This window comes from Bradyrhizobium sp. I71 (genome assembly GCF_022354745.1).
In the GTDB taxonomy this organism is placed as follows: domain Bacteria; phylum Pseudomonadota; class Alphaproteobacteria; order Rhizobiales; family Xanthobacteraceae; genus Bradyrhizobium; species Bradyrhizobium liaoningense.
The window spans coordinates 7,597,025-7,613,026 of record NZ_CP059398.1 but is presented as its reverse complement, the minus strand read 5'-3'; the positions used below and the strand labels follow the sequence as shown (position 1 = coordinate 7,613,026).

The 16,002-nt window shown below is 64.8% G+C and carries 14 protein-coding genes and 1 tRNA gene; 13 read left to right on the top strand and 2 right to left on the bottom strand.

Going from position 1 to position 16,002, the window contains the following annotated elements:
• The first annotated feature begins 123 nt into the window (after positions 1-123).
• The 10 genes from FJV43_RS36085 to FJV43_RS36040 all read left to right on the top strand — a co-directional run bounded on the left by FJV43_RS36085 (position 124) and on the right by FJV43_RS36040 (position 11,217).
• On the top strand, positions 124-1,194 hold the full coding sequence (locus FJV43_RS36085; RefSeq protein ID WP_239623638.1) for a DUF1236 domain-containing protein: 1,071 nt from the start codon (positions 124-126) through the stop codon (positions 1,192-1,194).
• Positions 1,195-1,647: 453 nt separating this feature from the next.
• Positions 1,648-2,463 carry a sugar phosphate isomerase/epimerase family protein gene (locus FJV43_RS36080; RefSeq protein ID WP_239623637.1) on the top strand — a complete coding sequence of 272 codons (816 nt, stop codon included), beginning with the start codon at positions 1,648-1,650 and terminating at the stop codon, positions 2,461-2,463.
• A gap of 29 nt (positions 2,464-2,492) precedes the next feature.
• Positions 2,493-4,130, top strand: a complete 1,638-nt coding sequence (locus FJV43_RS36075; RefSeq protein ID WP_239623636.1) for an ABC transporter substrate-binding protein — start codon at positions 2,493-2,495, stop codon at positions 4,128-4,130.
• 1 nt (position 4,131) lies between these two features.
• Positions 4,132-5,115 (top strand): ABC transporter ATP-binding protein, encoded by a 984-nt coding sequence (locus FJV43_RS36070; RefSeq protein ID WP_239623635.1) that lies wholly within the window; start codon positions 4,132-4,134, stop codon positions 5,113-5,115.
• A complete protein-coding gene (locus FJV43_RS36065) occupies positions 5,112-6,098 on the top strand; it encodes an ABC transporter ATP-binding protein (protein WP_239623634.1) in 987 nt (328 codons plus the stop codon). The genes FJV43_RS36070 and FJV43_RS36065 overlap by 4 nt, the downstream gene beginning before the upstream one ends.
• Complete coding sequence (locus tag FJV43_RS36060; RefSeq protein WP_239623633.1) at positions 6,098-7,027, top strand: ABC transporter permease; 930 nt, start codon at positions 6,098-6,100, stop codon at positions 7,025-7,027. The genes FJV43_RS36065 and FJV43_RS36060 overlap by 1 nt, the downstream gene beginning before the upstream one ends.
• Positions 7,024-7,986 (top strand): ABC transporter permease, encoded by a 963-nt coding sequence (locus FJV43_RS36055; protein ID WP_239623632.1) that lies wholly within the window; start codon positions 7,024-7,026, stop codon positions 7,984-7,986. Before FJV43_RS36060 ends, FJV43_RS36055 begins: the two co-directional genes overlap by 4 nt.
• Positions 7,987-8,234: 248 nt before the next feature.
• Positions 8,235-10,085, top strand: coding sequence for a dihydroxy-acid dehydratase (ilvD, locus tag FJV43_RS36050; protein ID WP_239623631.1), 1,851 nt, complete (start codon positions 8,235-8,237; stop codon positions 10,083-10,085).
• A 221-nt stretch (positions 10,086-10,306) separates the two neighbouring features.
• Positions 10,307-10,630 (top strand): hypothetical protein, encoded by a 324-nt coding sequence (locus tag FJV43_RS36045; protein WP_061881852.1) that lies wholly within the window; start codon positions 10,307-10,309, stop codon positions 10,628-10,630.
• A gap of 497 nt (positions 10,631-11,127) precedes the next feature.
• Positions 11,128-11,217 (top strand) — tRNA-Ser (locus tag FJV43_RS36040).
• 283 nt (positions 11,218-11,500) lie between these two features.
• Here FJV43_RS36040 and FJV43_RS36035 read toward each other — a convergent pair.
• Positions 11,501-12,109, bottom strand: a complete 609-nt coding sequence (locus FJV43_RS36035; protein WP_239623630.1) for a hypothetical protein — start codon at positions 12,107-12,109, stop codon at positions 11,501-11,503.
• 186 nt (positions 12,110-12,295) lie between these two features.
• On the bottom strand, positions 12,296-12,541 hold the full coding sequence (locus FJV43_RS36030; RefSeq protein ID WP_239623629.1) for a hypothetical protein: 246 nt from the start codon (positions 12,539-12,541) through the stop codon (positions 12,296-12,298).
• 72 nt (positions 12,542-12,613) lie between these two features.
• Between FJV43_RS36030 and FJV43_RS36025 the strand changes: the two genes are divergently transcribed.
• The 3 genes from FJV43_RS36025 (at position 12,614) to FJV43_RS36015 (ending at position 15,878) form a co-directional block, all read left to right on the top strand.
• Positions 12,614-14,791, top strand: coding sequence for a VTT domain-containing protein (locus FJV43_RS36025; protein ID WP_239623628.1), 2,178 nt, complete (start codon positions 12,614-12,616; stop codon positions 14,789-14,791).
• Positions 14,791-15,465: an endonuclease/exonuclease/phosphatase family protein gene (locus tag FJV43_RS36020; RefSeq protein ID WP_239623627.1), complete on the top strand. Its 675-nt coding sequence runs from the start codon at positions 14,791-14,793 to the stop codon at positions 15,463-15,465. Before FJV43_RS36025 ends, FJV43_RS36020 begins: the two co-directional genes overlap by 1 nt.
• 230 nt (positions 15,466-15,695) lie before the next feature.
• A complete protein-coding gene (locus FJV43_RS36015; RefSeq protein WP_239623626.1) occupies positions 15,696-15,878 on the top strand; it encodes a hypothetical protein in 183 nt (60 codons plus the stop codon).
• Positions 15,879-16,002: the final 124 nt, after the last annotated feature.

Here is a 16,002-nt window from a genome sequence, read left to right as displayed (position 1 = left end):
GCCTACGCTCAGGCGCCCGGTGAGCGAAGGGACGAGCCGAAACGAACCGAGGAACCCGCGAAAGGCGCTGCGCCGCAGCGCGGTGGAGCGACCCAAGGCGCTCAAGAGCGCGTTCAAGAGCGCGTGCAGGGCGCCCAGGAACGACTGCAGGGAGCGGGACGCGAAGAGAAGGGCGGTGCCAACGACGACAAGCGTCAACCGGCCGCGGCTTCCGAGCGCGATCAACCGAAGGCGAAGGATCAGGCACAAGAGTCTCGCGAGCCTTCACGCGATCGCAACCGCGAGGCTGAGAGCGCGAAGCCGGGACGCGACAGCGGCAAGAGCAGCGCGGAGACGAAGCAGGACAAGTCAGCGCCGCAGAAATCAACGGCCGAGTCCGAGAAGTCCAGGACCGCCCCAACTGCTCAGCAGAACGAGCGCGCGGGAGCTGCGGCCAACCAGAACGAGCGCAACCAGGCTCAGCCGCCGCGCAATGCCGCCGAGCAACAGCAGCCGGCGCAACAGACCAACCGGCCGGCAACCGCGACGGATACGAGCCGGACGGCGCCGGCCAACAATGCGCAGACCGCGCCCAGCACATCGGGCACGCAGACCAATCAGGCCAATCAGGCCACCCAGACCAACACGCAGGTCAATCAGCAGGCCCAGGTGACGACCGAGAAGCAGGTGCGGATCTCCGAAACGATGAGCCGGACACGCCTCGCGCAGCCGGAGCGCAATCTGAACATCTCGATCCGGATCGGCGAGACGATTCCGCCGCGCGTGCGTCTCCACCGGCTGCCGCCCGAGATCGTCTCGATCGAGCCCGAATATCGGGACTACGAATATTTCGCAACGGACGACGAGGTGGTCATTGTCGAGCCCCGGACGCATCGCATCGTCAGCCAGGTGCCCCGCGATCCGTCGCGGGCGCGTGCACAAATGGGCGGCAACGCATCGTCGAGCATGGCGGCGGCCGGCGGAAGCCCTTTGAACTGCCAGATCATGCGGCGTGACGCCTCGGGCAATGTCGCCCAAGCGGAACCCTCGACCGTTGGCTCGACTGCGCGCACCGATTCCTTGAGCGTGACGGTCCAGATGCCCGACGGCGGCTCGTCCGCGCCGATCGCGCTCGGCGCTTCCGCGGGCAACATCGTGGTCGCAACGCAAGGGCAGGGCGACTGCACGGTGACGATCGAGCCGCAGACGCGCTGACAGCGACGACGCTGAAACGACAATGCGCCGCCCGGCGGAAACCAGCCGGGCGGCGCGATTGCGTTCGATGTCGAAAGTTTCGAGGTCCGGAGTGCCTAGGAGTCCGGACCTCGTCACCTTGCCCCAGCCTTAGATCCCCCGCCCCATGTGGTCCCCCAACCCCGAGGTGCGCGATCAGAAGGTGATGCCTCTTGAAGTGCCGCCGATCGATGTCGCGCGATGTACGCGAGATCTGAATAGGATTCAAATCCGGATCACTACGGACACAATTGAACTTGCTGCTGCGGGAATCTGCAGATGCCTGCATTGACGGCAGCACCGCTGCTCAACATCGTTGCTTGCAATGCGCAGGATGTCCACATCTCGTCAGCGCCGCCGAAGACACATTCACGGGCCTGTCATTGAACTGGTCTAGCGCTGCTCCCGTCATCGCCGACAGTCAAGGAGCAAGCCATGTCGAAGCCGGTGCTGGGCGCCGCATTGTCCATCAAATCGATTCCCGCGCATCGCGACTGGCTTCTCGAACGGCAGCGCGATCTCGAGATCCAGGATTTCTTCCGCGCCGATCTGCTCGACAGCGATTGGCGGAGCACGGCGGGCGAAATCAAGCAGATGCTTTCCGGCCATACCGGCCGGCTCGGCATCCACGGGCCGTTCTGGGGTTTCAAGATCGACAGCCACGATCCGATGATCCGCCAGGCGGTGACCAAGCGTCTGCTTCAGGGGCTGGATGCCGCCGAGTTCCTCGGCGCGACGCAGATGGTGATCCACTCGCCGTTCACGACGTGGGATCACAACAATCTCGATCTCTATCCGGAGAGCCGCGGCAACATCGTCGAGCGCGTCAAGGCGACGCTCGCCGAGGTGATTGCGCGCGCTGAAACCATCGGCTGCGAGATCGTCATCGAGAACATCGAGGACAAGGATCCGCGCGACCGCGTGCGCCTCGCCAGGGCGCTCGAAAGCAGCAAGGTTCGCGTCTCGCTCGACACCGGGCACGCCAACTACGCGCATGTCTCCACCGGAGCGCCGCCGGTCGACTACTATGTCGAGACAGCCGGTGACATGCTGACCCATGTGCACCTCCAGGACACCGACGGCTTTGCCGACCGGCACTGGGCGCCGGGCGAAGGCAATATCCCGTGGGTCGCCGTGTTCCGCGCCCTTGGCCGTCTGACGTCAAATCCGCGGTTGATCCTCGAGCTCCGCAATCACGACGACGTCCGCGCCGGCGCAGCCCATCTCGCCGCGCTCGGCCTCGCCGAATAACCGTCATCACAAAGGCAGGGGTCATCATCATGAGCAAGCTCACCCGTCGCAGCATCCTGAAATCCGGCGGCGTTGCCGCAGGCACGCTGCTGCTCCCGCGCTTTGCGATCGCGCAAGGCGACAACCGTCCGTCGGTCACGATCGCCGTGCAGAAGGTCACCAACTCGAACGTGCTCGACGTGCTGCGCGAGCAGTCCAATGTCGGCGAGCGCGTATTCTTCTCCTCGGTCTGGGAAGGCCTGATCTCCAAGAACTGGCGTGGCAGTCTCGAAGCCGTGCCCGGCCTTGCCACCGAATGGCGCCGCATCGACGATCAGACCGTGGAGTTGAAGCTGCGCCAGGGCGTCAAATTCCACAATGGCGACGAGCTGACGGCAGAGGACGTCGTCTTCACCTTCAGCCGCGAACGCATGTTCGGCGAGACCGAGGCCAAGAACCGCTCCACCATCAAGGCGTTCGAGAAGATCCCGACGCCGCGGCCGGGCAAGGAGCTGCCGCCGGATGTGCCGGCCGTCGCCCGCCGCATCTGGCCGGACCTCGTGCGCGTCGATGCCGTCGACAAGTACACCGTGCGCTTCTACAACGCGACGCCCGACGTCACCATCGAGGGCCGGCTGTCGCGCTACGGCTCGGACATCATGAACCGCCGCGCCTGGGATGAGTCTGCGAGCTATCTCGACTGGGCGCGCAAGCCGATCACCACCGGCCCCTACAAGGTCGTCGAGCTCAAGCCCGACGTCTCGCTCACGCTCGAAGCCCACGACGAATATTGGGGTGGCCGTCCGCCGCTCAAGCGCATCCGCTTCCTCGAAGTGCCTGAAGTCGCGAGCCGCATCAATGGTCTGTTGTCGGGCGAATACCAGTTCGCCTGCGACATCCCGCCGGACCAGATCGCCGGCATCGAGAAGAATTCGGCGTTCGAAGTGCAGGGCGGCACCATCCTCAATCACCGCCTGACCGTGTTCGACAAGAACCACGCCCAGCTCGCCAATCCGCTGGTGAGGCGCGCGTTCACCCATGCGATCGACCGCCAGGCCATCGTCGACAGCCTGTGGGCCGGCCGCACCCGCGTGCCGAAGGGCCTGCAGTGGGAATTCTACGGCGACATGTTCAATGCCGACTGGAGCGTGCCCGCGTATGATCCCAAGCTTGCGCAGGATCTGCTCAAGCAGGCCAATTACAAGGGCGACCCGATTCCCTATCGTCTGCTCAACAATTACTACACCAACCAGGTCGCGACCGCGCAGATCCTGGTCGAGATGTGGAAGTCGGTCGGCCTCAACGTGCAGATCGAGACCAAGGAGAACTGGTCGCAGATCATGGAGCGTGGACCCGCGCGTGCCGTCCGCGACTGGTCGAACTCGGCCGCGTTCAACGATCCCGTGTCCTCGCTGGTCGCCCAGCACGGGCCGAACGGCCAGCAGCAGCAGATCGGCGAATGGACCAATGTCGAGCTGAACAAGCTCTCGGAGTTCCTGGAGACCTCGACCGACCGCGCCGCGCGCAAGAAGGCGTTCCGCCGCATGCTGGAGATCGCCGAGCGCGAAGACCCCGCCTACACGGTGTTGCACCAGAACGCGACCTTCACCGCCAAGCCGAAATCGATCAAGTGGAAGGCATCTCCCGCCTTCGCGATGGATTTCCGCGCCGGCAATTTCGAGGCCTGACGTGCCGCAGCTGGTCAGCATTGCAGGCCTGAGCGTCGCCTTCAGCGGCGTGCCGGTCCTGCGCGGCGTCGATCTCACCTTGGAGAAGGGCGAGGCCCTCGGCCTCGTCGGCGAGTCCGGGTCGGGCAAGTCGGTCACATGGCTCGGCGCGCTGGGCCTCCTGCCGCGCCATGCGCAGGTCTCCGGCTCGGTGCGACTCGAGGGACGAGAGATCCTCGGCGCGCCGTCCGCCGAGCTCGATCGCGTGCGGGGCGGACGCATTGCCATGATCTTTCAGGATCCGGCGAGCGCGCTCAACCCGGTGCTGACCATCCGCAAGCAACTCTGCGAGGCGCTGGCGCTGCATCGTGGTCTCTCCGGCAACGCCGTGAAAGCGGAAGCGCGACGGCTGCTCGATCTCGTCGGCATTCCCGACGCGGCGCGGCGGCTCGAAGCCTATCCGCACGAATTCTCCGGCGGCCAGATCCAGCGCATCATGATCGCGATGGCGCTCGCCGGAAATCCCGATCTCCTGATCGCGGACGAGCCGACCACGGCGCTTGACGCCACCATCCAGGCCCAGATCCTGGAGCTGCTCTCGACGGTCCGCCGCGAGCTCGGCATGGCGATGGTGCTGATCAGCCACGATCTCGGCGTCGTCGCCGAGAATTGCGACCGTGTCGCGGTGATGTATGCTGGCCGCATCGTCGAGCAGGCGCCCAGCAACCAGCTCTTCGCCGATCCCGTGCATCCCTATGCGCAGGGTCTGATCGGCGCGCTGCCGCCACTCGACGGACCGCGCCGGCGTCTCACCGCCATTCCCGGGACGGTGCCTGATCCGGCGCACATGCCGAGCGGCTGCGCCTTCGCGCCGCGTTGCACGCTGGCGGCCGAGCCGTGCGGCCTTGCCGCTCCCAGCCTGGCGCCGATCGCGGATGACCGCAGCGTCGCCTGCATCCGCGCCGAGGCCTCGCGCCGCGCGTTGCTTGGGGTCGCGGCTGAATGAGCCCGCCGCTCGTCGAGGTGTCCGCGATCTCGCGCAGCTACGCCATGCGCTCCGGAATGTTCGGCCGCAGCACGGCCGTGCATGCGGTCGATGGCGTGTCGCTCACGATTGCCAAGGGCGAAACGCTGGGTCTCGTCGGCGAGTCCGGCTCGGGCAAGTCGACCACGGGACGCATCGTGCTCGGCCTCGAGCCGCCCGATAAGGGCGAAGTGCGCTTCCAGGGCAAGCCGATGGCTGCTGCCGGGACGGCCGCCTGGCGCGCGCAGCGGGCACGCATGCAGATGATCTTCCAGGATCCGCTCGGCGCGCTGGACCGGCGCCTGCCGGTGGCGACGCAAATCCGCGAGCCGCTGGACATCCATGGCCTCGGCACGCCCGCCGAGCGCGAGGAGCGCGTCCGCGAGTTGCTGCGCGCCGTCGAGCTGACGCCGGCGCATGGTGCGCGCTATCCCGGCGCACTGTCCGGCGGCCAGCGCCAACGCATCGTGCTGGCGCGGGCGCTCGCCACCAAACCTGATTTCCTGGTCTGCGACGAGCCGGTCAGCGCGCTCGACGTCTCGATCCAGGCACAGGTGGTGAACCTGCTCGCCGATCTTCAGGCCCGGCTGTCGCTGACGCTGCTGTTCATCAGCCACGATCTGCGCGTCGTCAGGCAGATCAGCAATGTCGTTGCCGTGATGTATCTCGGCCGCATCGTCGAGATCGGCAGCGCCGACGACCTGTTCGCGCGGCCCGAGCATCCCTACACCCAGGCGCTGGTCTCCGCATCGCCGGCACCGGGCCGCCGCAGCGCCGGCCGCATCGTGCTGTCGGGCGATCCGCCGAACCCGGCGGCAAGGCCGAGCGGCTGCGCCTTCCACCCGCGCTGCCCGCGCGCCGTCGCGCGCTGTGCGAGCGAGGTGCCGACACTCGCGGCCGTCGGCGGCAACAGGCAGGTCGCCTGTCATCTCGTCGCGGGCGCCGCGACACGGGACGCAGCCTGATGGGACGCTATTTCGCCATTCGGATCGGGCGCGCGGCGCTGACGATCGTGCTCGTCGTCACCTTCGCCTTCGTCGTGCTTCGCCTCTCCGGCGATCCCGCGCTGATGATCCTGGGGCCGGAGGCGCCGCCCGAGGTGCTGGCCGCCTTCCGCAAGGCCTGGGGCCTCGATGATCCCATCTGGTTCCAGTATCTCGATTACTTCGGCGCCATCGCCAAGGGCGAACTCGGCCGCTCCATGCGCGACGGACGGCCCGCGATCGAGCTCGTGCTGGAGCGCATCCCGGCCACGCTGGCGCTGACCTTGCCGGCCTTCTTCTTCAAGGTCGCGCTCGGCGTTCCCGCCGGCATCTACGCCGCGCTGCATCGTGGCTCGACGATCGACCGCGCCGTGATGATGACGGCGGTCGCCGGCTTCACGGTGCCGAGCTTCGTGCTCGCGCTGCTGCTGGTGCTCGTCTTTGCCGTGCAGCTCGGCTGGCTGCCGTCTGGCGGGCAGGACAGCTGGCGCCACGCCATCCTGCCGATCGCAACCCTTAGCCTTGGCGGCGCTGCGGTGCTGGCGCGCTTCACCCGCAGTGCGATGCTCGAAGTGCTCGGCCAGCCCTATATCCGGACCGCCTCGGCCAAGGGTGTGCCGTGGCGCAGGGTGGTGACGTCGCATGCGCTGCCGAATGCGGCGATCCCGACCGTCACCATTCTCGGCTTCATGGTGGGCACGCTGATCGCGGGCGCGGTCGTGGTCGAGAGCGTGTTCGCCTGGCCGGGGGTAGGGCGCCTGCTGGTGGTCGCGGTCGCCAATCGCGATCTCGCGGTCGTGCAATGCATCCTGTTGCTGGTCGCGATGACGATGGTGACGTCCAACCTGATCGTCGACTTCCTCTACGGCTTCCTCGACCCGCGGCTGCGCGCGAAAGGAGCCCACGCATGACCGACGCGACGCTGAAGGACACCGAAGCGTTTTCAAGCGAAGTGGATACCGGTTCGCGTAAAGAAAACGCGTCAAAACTAGAATCTGGAGCCCCGTTCCGATTTCATCGGAACGGAGGGGGCTCTGGCGTTCGTCGCCGTGTCAGCCTGCCGGCAATTCCGGTCCCCGTCGCGCTTGCGGTCGCCTGGATCATCGCGATGCTGCTGATCGCGGCATTCGCGGAGAAGATTGCGCCTTACGGCTTCACCCAGCTCGACCTGCGCAACCGGCTGGCCGCGCCCGGCAACGCGGCGCATTGGCTCGGCACCGATGAGCTCGGCCGGGACGTGCTGTCGCGGCTGCTGGTTTCCATCCGCATCTCGCTGCTGATCGCTTTCGGCGCGACGGCGATCTCGGCGATCGTCGGCACCACGCTGGGATTCCTCGCCGCTCATTTCCGCGGGGCCGCGGAGCAACTCGTGCTGATGCTGACCGACTTCCAGGCCAGCATGCCTTTCCTGATCATGGCGCTGGCCGTGCTCGCCTTCTTCGGCAATTCGCTGCCCCTGCTAATTGGCCTGATGGGCCTGTTCGGCTGGGAGCGCTATGCCCGCATCGCGCGCGGCCTCGCCATCTCCGCCAACGCGCAAGGCTATGCGGCGGCGGTGCGCCAGCTGGGGGCGACGCCGTCACGGATTTACCTCCGGCATATCCTGCCCAACATCGCCTCGACCCTGATCGTCTCGACCACGCTGGTCTTCCCCGAAGTGATCCTGATGGAATCCGGGCTGTCCTTCCTTGGCCTGGGCGTACAGCCGCCAATGACCAGCCTCGGCAACATGGTCGGCTATGGCCGCGAGTACCTCACCCGGGCACCCTGGATCATGCTGGCCCCGGCCACCACGATCGTCGTCACCACGTTGGCGGTCTCCGTGATCGGCGACTGGCTGCGCGACCGGCTCGATCCGACGTTGCAGTAAATGCTCCGTCATGGCCGGGCTTGTCCCGGCCATCCACGTCTTTGCCGCGCAAAACCAAGAACGTGGATGCCCGGGACAAGCCCGGGCATGACGGCTGAGACCGCCTGTGCCCCCTCGCCGGGAGCAGGGGAGCCCTGTCATGCCCAAGTTCCCGTTGCGCCCCGCCACCCCGTGCGCTATCCGGCCACAAAGGCCTGAGGCGGCACCAGATTTTCCCGCCCCGGCCCAACCCGAGGACGGAAACCGCCATGCCAGCCTATCGCTCCCGCACCACCACCCACGGCCGCAACATGGCGGGTGCCCGCGGCCTCTGGCGCGCCACGGGCATGAAGGACGCCGATTTCGGCAAGCCGATCATCGCGGTCGTCAACTCCTTCACCCAGTTCGTGCCGGGCCATGTCCATCTCAAGGACCTCGGCCAGCTCGTGGCCCGCGAGATCGAGCAGGCCGGCGGCGTCGCCAAGGAGTTCAACACCATCGCCGTCGACGACGGCATCGCCATGGGCCATGACGGCATGCTCTACAGCCTGCCGTCGCGTGAGCTGATCGCCGACAGTGTCGAGTACATGGCCAACGCCCACTGTGCCGACGGCCTCGTCTGCATCTCCAACTGCGACAAGATCACCCCGGGCATGCTGATGGCGGCGCTGCGCCTCAACATCCCCGCCGTGTTCGTCTCGGGCGGCCCGATGGAGGCCGGCAAGGTCAAGCTGCAAGGCAAGACCAAGGCCGTCGACCTCATCGACGCCATGGTCGCGGCGGCCGACTCCAAGGTCAGCGACGACGACGTCAAGGTGATCGAGCGCTCGGCGTGCCCGACCTGCGGCTCCTGCTCGGGCATGTTCACCGCCAACTCCATGAACTGCCTGACCGAGGCGCTCGGTCTCGCGCTGCCCGGCAACGGCTCGGTGGTCGCGACCCATGCCGACCGCAAGCGCCTGTTCGTCGAGGCCGGCCACACCATCGTCGATCTGGTCCGCCGTTACTACGAGCAGGACGACGCCAGCGTGCTTCCGCGCAACATCGCCAACTTCAAGGCTTTCGAGAACGCGATGACGCTCGACATCGCCATGGGCGGCTCGACCAACACCGTGCTGCATCTCTTGGCCGCCGCCCATGAAGGGCAGGTGGCGTTCACCATGCAGGACATCGACCGGCTCTCGCGCCGCGTGCCCGTGCTGTGCAAGGTCGCACCGTCGGTCGCCGACGTGCATGTCGAGGACGTCCATCGCGCCGGCGGCATCATGGGCATTCTCGGCGAGCTCGACCGCGCCGGGTTGATCGACACCACGGTCTCGACCGTGCATGCGCCGACCATGAACGAGGCGCTGGAGCGCTGGGACATCAAGCGCACCAAGAGCGAGACGGTGCGCACCTTCTACCGTGCTTCGCCCGGCGGCATCCCGACCCAGGTCGCCTTCAGCCAGGAGCGCCGCTACGACGAGCTCGATGCCGACCGCGAGAAGGGCGTGGTGCGCGACCTTGCGCATGCCTTCAGCAAGGACGGCGGCCTCGCGGTGCTCTACGGCAACCTCGCGCAGGACGGCTGCATCGTGAAGACCGCCGGCGTCGACGCCTCGATCCTGAAATTCTCCGGCCCCGCGCGCGTGTTCGAAAGCCAGGACGCCGCGGTCGAAGGCATCCTGGGCGGCAAGGTCGTCGCCGGCGAGGTCGTGGTCATCATCTACGAAGGCCCGCGCGGCGGCCCCGGCATGCAGGAGATGCTGTATCCGACCAGCTACCTGAAATCGATGGGCCTCGGCAAAGCCTGCGCGCTCGTCACCGACGGCCGCTTCTCCGGCGGCTCCTCGGGCCTGTCGATCGGCCATCTGTCGCCGGAAGCGGCAGAGGGCGGCAACATCGGTCTCGTGCGCACGGGCGACATCATCGCCATCGACATTCCCAACCGCAGCATCACGCTGGAGGTCTCCGACGAAGAGCTCGCCGGCCGCCGCGCAGCGGAAGAGGCGAAGGGCGATGCCGCCTGGCAGGCGACGGGCCGCAAGCGCAACGTCTCGACCGCGCTGCAGGCTTATGCCGCGCTCACCACCAGCGCCGCGCGCGGCGCGGTGCGCGAGGTCAAGCGCCGCTCGAACTGAGCGCACGCTGCGTTTGCGCGGCACGCAGATGGTCAACGAGTTCTGAACAGCCGGCAAAAGCCGGCTGTTCGCATTAAGGATGCCTCGACGAAGTTCGGCAGCCGAGGATTTTGCGGCGTATACTGCGGCACCTTCGCAAATCCATTTCGGGCAACTGGGGCACCACCACAATGTCTCGTACTCTCGCCGTCGTCTTCTCGACTGCCGTCGCCGCGGTTTCCATGACGGGCGCAGCCTCCGCCGGCTGCTACAATTGCTACACGCCGCCGCCCTGTACGACCTGCTATCAGCAGCAATACGTGCCGCCGCAATACCGCGCGGTCGACGAGACCGTGATGGTGTCGCCGGGCGCCGTGGTCGCGCACCGCACGCCGGCGCAGTACCGTACCGTGATGGTGCCGCAGACCGTGATGGTCGCGCCCCCGGGCGTCCAGTACGAGCGCATCCCCCCGCAATACGCCACGCGCCAGCGCGTCGAGATGGTCTCGCCGGGCTATTCCTACTACGCCCCGGTGCAGATGGGCTGCGCGTCCTGCGGCTACTGAACTGACGCGTAAGAGCATCACGCGGCGCTCCCCTCGGGGGGCGCCGCTTTCTTTTCCGGTGCTGCTTCGGAGCGCGAACAGGCAGAACTTCCGTGATCGCCGGCACAACAGGATCGTTGACACGGGTGCGCCCGATCCACAGGCCGCGGGAAACAGCAACGCCGCCTGCTTGAAATATGGCAGGCGGCGTTGCTCCAGCCCCAGGGAGGGAAATGCAAAATCCCCGGTGAACGATAGGTCTGCATGGCGCGTGCCAAGGGTTCATGTGCCAGCCTGGGACAGCCATCGAGCCTATTGGGGGGATATGCGCACCGTTTCCGTCGGCGCTGGCGAACGCCGCATGTTGATCCGTCTCAGTGATGGGACAATCTGTTCAAGAACGGGATTGCCCCGCCTCGGCCTGATCATGCGGGAGCGGCGGCGCGGTTCAGGACCAGATTATTCGTTCGCCTTGCGTTCAACGCCACCATTGGCTAAGTGCTTGAGCCCGCTGACGGGGAAGGGTGGCCGAGTGGTTTAAGGCACCGGTCTTGAAAACCGGCGTGCCCGCAAGGGTACCGTGGGTTCGAATCCCACCCCTTCCGCCAAAAAATCAGCAAGATCAGGCGCTTGAGCTGAGCGTTCCTGCCGGAGCACAACCGGACGGTACAGCTCTTTTCGGTGCGGCCGCGACAGCTGTCGATATTGTCGCTTGGCTTCTGCGTGTGGGTGATGCTGGCAACCACATCAGGCTTGGCAAAAGAGACGCAGTTATGTTGAGAAGCCCGCCAGCGTAAATTGGCGGGCCTCGAAGCAGACTTCGCTCCAGGTCTTGAACTGTCCCTAGGTCTCCTCCCGCACTTCCGGCAGGCGACTTGGGGCAGAGCGATTTCAGCTCTTCGTATTAGCGCCCTTCAGCGCATTCCATGCGGCTTGGTTCGCTTGATCGAACGACTTTCGGGATTCGGCGAGCGCGGCGCTCAGGACGGACCAGGATTCACTGCCGGCCTCCTTCAGCTTCTGCAGACGTGCTTCGGCTTCAGACGCGTCCGATTTCATCTGCTTGAGTGCGGCATCGACGTCGGCCGTCCGGGCCGTGGCCACTTTGCCCGCGGCCTCGCGGAATTTGTCCGCCGCTTCGCGCCAGGCCTTGGCCTGTGCCGCCGCAACGTCGCCGAACGTGGCCTGCTGCTGCTCGAGCTGCTTGCCCGCGGTTTCGAAGAAGGTCTTCACCTGGGCTTCAAATCCAGCCCATTGCTTTTCCAGGTCTGTCTTGGCGCCCGCCCAGGCGGCTTCGCCCGCTTCCGCCTGCGTCTTGAGCAAGGCCTGAAACTCATCGCGCCGCTTCTTCAGGTCCGACAGGAGTTGATCAATCTTGACCTTGGACTCGGCCTTGGCCTCACCGGCCTTGACCTCGAAGGAGGCCAATGCGGCATCCATTTCGTCGATCCGCTCCTTGGCCCAATTGAGGTAAAAATGCACGCTGCTCTGTTGTGACATGGCCGCCTCCGTTTACTTGCCGAGGTCAGAATTCCAGAGCTCGGGCTGGCCCGTATTGACCTGTCTCAATGACCTTGTGGTCTGAAGCGCCGGCGAGCGGTCGGTGACGCACTTTATCCTAGCGCAAAGGAGGAAAAGCGCGCCAGGAACGCCATCGAATTTGAGAGATTAGCCTGACCGGAAGCTTCACAGCGGGCAACGCATGTTCTTCTTCTTCTCGAACCGGCTGGGATGTCTCGGCTCGCTGCTGATCTCCGGCTTGATCACTGTGGCGCTGCTGTTCCTGTTCGGGATACTCCGGTTTTGATCCTCACCATTTCGGCGCTCTCCGCCTTCGAGATGTCGTTTGCTCAGCTTCAGGAACTTGGTCCCGTCCGGTCTGTTGTTCGAACTCTCGACCACATGGAGAGCATCCTTGGAAAGGACCATCATCGGAGAATTCGACACGCGTCGTGGTGCCGAGCTTGCGGTTGAGCACGTCGTGCAGGAATGCGGCAACGGCCGTTGCGCTCCGAACCGCGATCGTGGGAACCCCTTGAGCATCCAACGCGTTTAGACGCGAATGCAAATTGCGAGGTCCACCTGCTTCAGAGTTCATCGACCCTGATCCCCGGCGACACCGTCTGGCGGCGGTGCGAAGCGCGGCGTGTCGCGGTTCTGAACGATGCTGCCGCATATTTCGCGGCCCTGCGGGAGGCGCTGCTGGAGGCGCAAGATCTCGTCTATATCGTCGGGTGGGACATCCATAGCGAAACCCGGCTGGTCGGAGCTTCCGGACGAGCCGATGATGGCTTGCCTGAACAGCTCGGCCCGTTCCTGCGCACGCTGGTTCAACGCCGGCCCGCCTTGCGGATCAACATTCTCGTCTGGGACTTCGTCTCCTTTTACGCCTCCGAAAGGGAGTGGAATTCCGCGGCAAAACTTACCGCCGGAACAGATGGCCGCGTCCGGTTTCATCTGGATTCCACGCTTCCGTTTGGCTCGGCCCAACACCAGAAGATCGTCTGTGTCGACGGTTCACTGGCGTTCGTCGGCGGGCTCGATCTAACGATCAGGCGCTGGGACACGAGTGACCATCGCGCCGATCACGCATCGCGCTGCGACCCCCAGGGGAAGCCATACCTGCCGTTTCATGACGTCCAATGCATGGTCGACGGGGATGCCGCAGCGTTGCTGTTCGAGCTCGCGGAGGCACGCTGGCGTGCGGCAGGTCAACAGAGCCATGATCGGCGCGCACTGAAGAGCGTTCGGTGGCCGACCAATGTGCCGGTCGAGGCCGAGCACTTGCCGGTCGGTATCGCCAGGACCGAGGTGGTCTGTCCTGCAGGTTCGACCATCAGGGAGGTCGAGCGTTCCCTGATTGCAGCGATCCGATCTGCGGCGCGCTTTATCTACATCGAAAATCAGTTCACCAGCGCCACCAGGATCGCGCGTGAATTGGCGGAGCAGATGCGTCGCGTGCCATCGCTTCGGGTTCTTATCGTCGCTCCGAAACTGCATTCCTCGTGGCTGGAATCCCGGGCCATGCAGAACGGCCGCGGCGCCTTCATCGACTGCTTCGGTGCGGCTGGGGTCGCAGATCGCATTCGCTTTCTCTATCCGGTCTCACGCAGCGGAAATACGGAAGCTGCCGTGATGGTGCATAGCAAGCTCATGATCGTCGATGATCGTATATTGAGAATCGGCTCGGCTAACCTTAACAATCGGTCGATGGGGGCCGATAGCGAATGTGACCTCATTTTTGAGGCCGCATCCGAGGAGCATCGGGATTTCATCGCCTCGGTTCGCCATCGCTTGATCGCCCATTTCTGCGGTCTCGAAGAACAGACCCTCGCGCAAAATGAGGATCGTCTTTTTGCTCTCCTCGACGACGTGTCGAAAGGTGGTGGGACGAAGACGCTGCGGGAAGTGGAGTCCTCGGGTTTGACCAGTACACTGGCCACGATGGTTCAGCCGGTGGCGGATCCTGAGAGGCCTCTTCATTTGGAGCGCGCGGCATCTCGCATGTGGAGCACGAAGACGATAATCGGGATCGTATCGATCGTCGTGGCGCTTCTTGGGTTGGCGCTGGCCTGGACGTACACATCCTTGAGCGGTTTCGCCGATGAAGGCCGCATTTCGACGCTCCTGTCTGCCTATTCGCAATCCATCTGGGGACCATTCTTCGCGATCGCAGCGTTTGTCATCGGCGGGCTGGTGGTGTTTCCGATTCTCGTCCTCATTGCCGCAACTGCGGCTGCACTTGGGCCATGGCTGGGATTCTTCACTGCAATGGCTGGCGCCTTGCTCAGTGCCCTTGTCCTTTTCTCAATCGGACGGGTACTCGGTCGAGAACGCCTCCAGCATCTGCTTGGACGACGCGCAGCACGCATCCAGGAACGCATTGTCGGCAGAGGCATTCTGGCCGTCGTCGTCATCAGGATGATTCCCGTCGCGCCGTACTCGATCGTGAATGTCGTCGCCGGTGCGAGCACGCTGCCGCTTCGTGACTTCATGGTTGGGACGCTGCTGGGTATCACGCCCGGGATTCTCGCCATGGCTGTCCTGGGAGCTCAGATCGCAGATCTGGCCAGGAATGCGTCCTGGAGCAACGTTTTGCTGCTCGCACTGGCGTTTCTGGGCTGGCTCGGGTTCTGCGCGGGCGCACAATTCCTCGCGACCTGGCTCGCCGGGAGGCGCTGATGGCGCCGATGCGCTTTATGACATGGAATGTGCACGGCACGTTCAGTCTCAATCCGAAATTCAATCTGGAGGGTGTTTGCTCCATCATTCGCAAGTGGTCGCCGGATGTCGTCGCGCTTCAGGAGGTGGATTCCCGATCCCGGTCAGACGATCCGTTTGGGAAGCTCGCGCGTGTGGTCGGCGATCATGGCGTCCACGCCAAGTCGATCGTCACGGAGGACGGTGACTACGGTCAGATGCTCCTGAGCCGCTTTCCGTTCTCCGGCGTGCCTGACATCGTCGACGTGTCGTATCGGGAGCGGGAGCCACGCAGAGCGATTGCCACAGGATTGCTGACGCCTCTTGGCGACGTCCGCGTGGTCGCCACTCATCTCGGCCTGAGTATCCACGAGCGTTATGCGCAGGCTCAGGCCCTGGTGAGCCTGGTGAAGCCTGGAAGAACTGTCGTCCTCGGCGATTTCAACGACTGGTTTTGGGTGAAATCGGTGCGGCGCGTGCTCGCGCAGGCCTGCCCCAACCGTACGCGGCTGCGAACCTTCCCGGCACGCTTACCCTTGCTTCGGCTCGACCGGATCTATGCAACGAGCGATAGCCGGTTCGGGAAAGTCTGGACCGACGAAGAGGCGAGGGCCTATTCGGACCATTTGCCTGTGATCGCGGACATCGAGATCTGACTTGCCGGCGACGGGACCGTTTCATTTCTCCTCTCGCCCTGGCCCAAAAAGGGGAACTCGGTCAGACTGTGTTCCGAGGGATGAACGGGCTCTTGCGCCTTAAAAAAAGCGTTTTGGCAGAAGGACTTATCTACTGTGCATGGGGTTGTTTTCGCAAATCTTCATGGATGGGCCTATGCCCCTCAGCGGGACCATACGGAACTTTTGCCTTGCCGCCGCGTTCATTCGGCATGACTGAAGACCTTTCCTTTCGACGCAAACCCCTGACCCCCGAACAGCGCCAGGCGCGCGATGCGGCGCGCCGGATCGAGGCCGAGAAGGCCATGCGCGATCATGAAGCGGCGCAGAAGGCGTTTTACGCCAACAAGGAACGGCTGAGGGCCGAGCGCCTCGCGCGTGAAGCGAAGGGCTGAGCGGACGCGCTCGCTGCCCAATCCTTAAATGGTTTCTCCTTTCTCCCAGCGGTCCTTTTGGCCGCTTGTGTCGCTCGGACATTCCCTTCGCGCTCGGGGCCAGCTTCAGCGCCAGGACGGCCTC

Excerpts from the sequence above, each read along its gene's own strand:
- FJV43_RS36055 (WP_239623632.1), top strand. The coding sequence starts at position 7,024 with ATGACCGACGCGACGCTGAAGGACACCGAAGCGTTTTCAAGCGAAGTG.
- FJV43_RS36065 (WP_239623634.1), top strand. The coding sequence starts at position 5,112 with ATGAGCCCGCCGCTCGTCGAGGTGTCCGCGATCTCGCGCAGCTACGCC.
- FJV43_RS36020 (WP_239623627.1), top strand. The coding sequence starts at position 14,791 with ATGGCGCCGATGCGCTTTATGACATGGAATGTGCACGGCACGTTCAGT.
- FJV43_RS36045 (WP_061881852.1), top strand. The coding sequence starts at position 10,307 with ATGACGGGCGCAGCCTCCGCCGGCTGCTACAATTGCTACACGCCGCCG.
- FJV43_RS36075 (WP_239623636.1), top strand. The coding sequence starts at position 2,493 with ATGAGCAAGCTCACCCGTCGCAGCATCCTGAAATCCGGCGGCGTTGCC.
- ilvD (WP_239623631.1), top strand. The coding sequence starts at position 8,235 with ATGCCAGCCTATCGCTCCCGCACCACCACCCACGGCCGCAACATGGCG.
- FJV43_RS36060 (WP_239623633.1), top strand. The coding sequence starts at position 6,098 with ATGGGACGCTATTTCGCCATTCGGATCGGGCGCGCGGCGCTGACGATC.
- FJV43_RS36080 (WP_239623637.1), top strand. The coding sequence starts at position 1,648 with ATGTCGAAGCCGGTGCTGGGCGCCGCATTGTCCATCAAATCGATTCCC.
- FJV43_RS36035 (WP_239623630.1), bottom strand. The coding sequence starts at position 12,109 with ATGTCACAACAGAGCAGCGTGCATTTTTACCTCAATTGGGCCAAGGAG.
- FJV43_RS36030 (WP_239623629.1), bottom strand. The coding sequence starts at position 12,541 with ATGATGGTCCTTTCCAAGGATGCTCTCCATGTGGTCGAGAGTTCGAAC.
- FJV43_RS36015 (WP_239623626.1), top strand. The coding sequence starts at position 15,696 with ATGACTGAAGACCTTTCCTTTCGACGCAAACCCCTGACCCCCGAACAG.